Source organism: Atribacteraceae bacterium, assembly GCA_035477455.1.
In the GTDB taxonomy this organism is placed as follows: Bacteria; Atribacterota; Atribacteria; order Atribacterales; family Atribacteraceae; genus DATIKP01.
Genome location: DATIKP010000102.1, coordinates 1 through 3,026 on the forward strand (window position 1 = coordinate 1; position 3,026 = coordinate 3,026).

General features: G+C 51.0%; 3 protein-coding genes. 1 reads left to right on the forward strand and 2 read right to left on the reverse strand.

Translation table 11 applies throughout. The features are described from left to right. On the reverse strand, positions 1-1,719 hold a 1,719-nt coding region (locus tag VLH40_06315; protein ID HSV31619.1), incomplete at its 3' end, for a hypothetical protein. 234 nt (positions 1,720-1,953) lie between these two features. On the opposite strand from VLH40_06315, the gene VLH40_06320 reads away from it, so the two are divergent. Continuing rightward, the gene (locus VLH40_06320) at positions 1,954-2,286 is read left to right on the forward strand and encodes a hypothetical protein (protein ID HSV31620.1); all 333 of its coding nucleotides are present in this window, start codon (positions 1,954-1,956) and stop codon (positions 2,284-2,286) included. A 59-nt stretch (positions 2,287-2,345) separates the two neighbouring features. Here the strand turns inward: VLH40_06320 and VLH40_06325 are convergent. Continuing rightward, on the reverse strand, positions 2,346-3,026 hold a 681-nt coding region (locus VLH40_06325; protein HSV31621.1), incomplete at its 5' end, for a DUF3883 domain-containing protein.

The window sequence follows — 3,026 nt, forward strand, 5'->3', positions numbered from 1 at the left end:
GACGGGGATGAGGGGGGACTGGGTTACCTCCTTGGTGGACCCGGTGTATGCCTCGTGCAACACCCTTGCCTTTAAAGACTTCTCGATCACCGGGACAGGCTGCTTGAGAAATCTGTCAAACAGTCTGCCTATGTAGTTTTGCTGTTTTTTTACCTGTTTGTTCCATGTTTCCCAGTGCTCAGGAGCGAAATCCCAGTCCTCGAGAAAAAACGAATCTGTTTTAAAGGGAAACCGCGGCTCTTCGGTGTACCCTCGTTCCGATAATAATGCTCTAATTCTATCATGCCCGAAAATCCGTGACCTGACATGGACTATGGGGATGAAAGTAATACACGAAGAGCTACCTCCCCTGATCCAGCGCCGCCATTCTTCCCGGGTACATGATTCATAATGCTTCATGTAGTCCCCATGGAGCCCATGGTTCCTTATCCATTCGGCATCGGCGTAAAGGTCCAAGTCGCCGTCCACATCGACGATAACTTTTTCGCCCTTGCCGCTGAGCCGGCCGTTTTGTTTGGAAAAACTGAAATCCTCCCCGACCGGCACGTCAAGTTTCGCGCATATCTGGGCAAGCCGTATGCAGTCTGACTTTCTGATCTTTTCGCTGGAAAAAAAATCCCGGGAGACTCGCTCGATCACCTTTGCCGCATCGCTGGTCTCGTCGAGGCCAAGGACCTGCAATACCGAGTAAGCGTTTTCAACCATCTGCGTAAAATCACCATCGGTTCCTTCCCGGGCCCTGCGGCGGTATTCCGCCAGTGTCACGGTCCAGTTGGGGTTCATGACCAGCAGGTACCGGGAAAGGAAATCCCAGTCGTTTTGGGATTGCAGAAGTTTCTTCTCTCCCAATCGCACCACTTCGCTGCCAGCACAGAGTACTTCCTTCCCCTGGACGGGAATAATATTCACGTTTTTTGCTGTGCTGTTTATACGATAGCCGGTTATCAGTGGAGCTATATAGTTCCACAGGGTGAGTAGTTTCATCCAGCTATCGGGTCGCGGGAGTCGCCGGTTTTCCAGCACCTCCATTATACGACTTTTATTTATCTCATCCACCCATTCGAGATGTATCAGCTTTCCCCGGTTTTCGTCGCTGATGTGCCTATTGAGCAAAGGCCGCTTGTCTTCGTCAAAAAATACCGAGGCCTGTTCCGATGACCAGATTGAAATAATCTCTGGGGGTGTTACCACGCAATTTTCCTGCTCAACAAGCTCCCCACCATCGGTCATAATAAAGGGCTTGGCTGTGAGCTCCCGATCAAAGGCATCGCACACAATTTTTGAAACACTAGCATCAAGTGAATCGTATTCCCGTCGGTTTCCCGGAACGAGGTCATAGGCATTTGCTCTTTGTTTCCGGTCCACCTTGTTGTTTTTCAACCATGCGAGCGATGAATTCGCCGCGAGGTTCCCCACCCGATCGAGGAGCCATCGGTTGGTCGGCGAGGTTTCCGGGTCCTTAATTTTGAGCCGTGCGGGGTCCTGGATAAAGGGGGCGTTGGAGGCGAAAGGAAGGGAGGTGGACACCCCGGTGGGCAGTATAACAAAAAGCCGGCCCTCGAGTCCCAGCACCATTTCAACCCTGCAGGGGGGCAAGAGCAATTCTTTCTGCTCGACCATACGCTCCTGCCGTATTTCCTCGAGGGCCTCTTCGGGGAACTCCTGGTAATCCGAAATAATATGCAGATATTTCTCATCCCCTGCTTGTAACAGGGACATCCACCAAGAATTCGAAATTGGACCAGGGCCTTTTATTTTCCAGCTGAGCTTCTTACCTCCGATAACAAGGTGCCGAATATTATTAAAGAAAAGTAATGAGACAGGGCTGTTAAGCCACTCATCAAGGTTTTTCTCTACCTCTTCCCGGCGATAGTGGTCTTTAATCTTAACTCGGACCTGGGTTTTTCCGTCAACCCCCGGTTTTTGGTCGATCCATAAAGGCAGGGTAAACCGTTGTTTTTGAAAGCACACCGCCAATGTGGGACTGTAAAGACACACCTCGTCCCCGAGGCTGAAAGTGCTTTTAAACCCCATCCCGCGGAAGCCAATAGTATGCAATGCTCGTTTATTGGAGTATCCGAAACCGCAAATCGACGAGAAATGCTCCTCAACAAAATCTTCGCCGTTGTGAGTGAAGACAAATTCATCATTCTTTATTTCGACTTTCGCTTCAGAGGCTCCGGCATCATCGGCATTCTGCAGGAGCTCCGAAAGCACATGCCGGGGACTCTGCACCTGCTGGAAAAGCTGCCACCATGGGCCAGCAAGGGGTTTATCCGCCTCTAGCTGCCGCCATCGTCTTTCCGTATCGGTATATATTTTATCGAAATATCCCGGTTTACAGGTCACCGAGGTTCCTCCGATTTAGACAGCAGTTCGGCAAGATTATAATTGACGCTGGTTACCCCTAGGTCCGGCTCCCGCTGGAATGGCTTTCTTACATACCGCGGTACGGCGGCATCTCCGTCTACATCCACCAGCGCGAGAATGAAATCATCGGGCTTATTGAGGGCGGTAAAAATCTCTCTTTTTGTAATTGTCACCGTGGTCGCCCCTATTGCACGACCCTTGACTTCGATAAAACGAAGCTTCCCCGTACCCGGTATAGACGATTCGATATCGTATCCCCGTTTTTCTTTCCCTACATCTTTCGGTAAATAGCCCAAGTTCCTTTCAGCCAGCATGACGGCATTGATCGCCATGGACTCAATCCTTGCCTTCTCGCGGGCAAAGACGGCCGGATCGGTAGACTGGTTACGCAGCTTCTCGAATACACCGACAGGCACAATCAATGCCCCGCCCAAGACCACGGGAGATAAAGGCGAGAGATTTTTTTCCTGTTCCAATTCCATCAACCTCTTTTGCATTCTCATGGTCAATTCATCAGCGCGCTGACGGGCCTTGGTCGAGTTGATCTTCGCGTTGGCTTTCCCAGCCTGCTCCTGTGCCCTGAGCTCGTTCGCTCGGTTGTCCCAATAGAGAATTTCCTTGGACAGTCGGTCCTTCACCGCCGCCATTGACTTGTT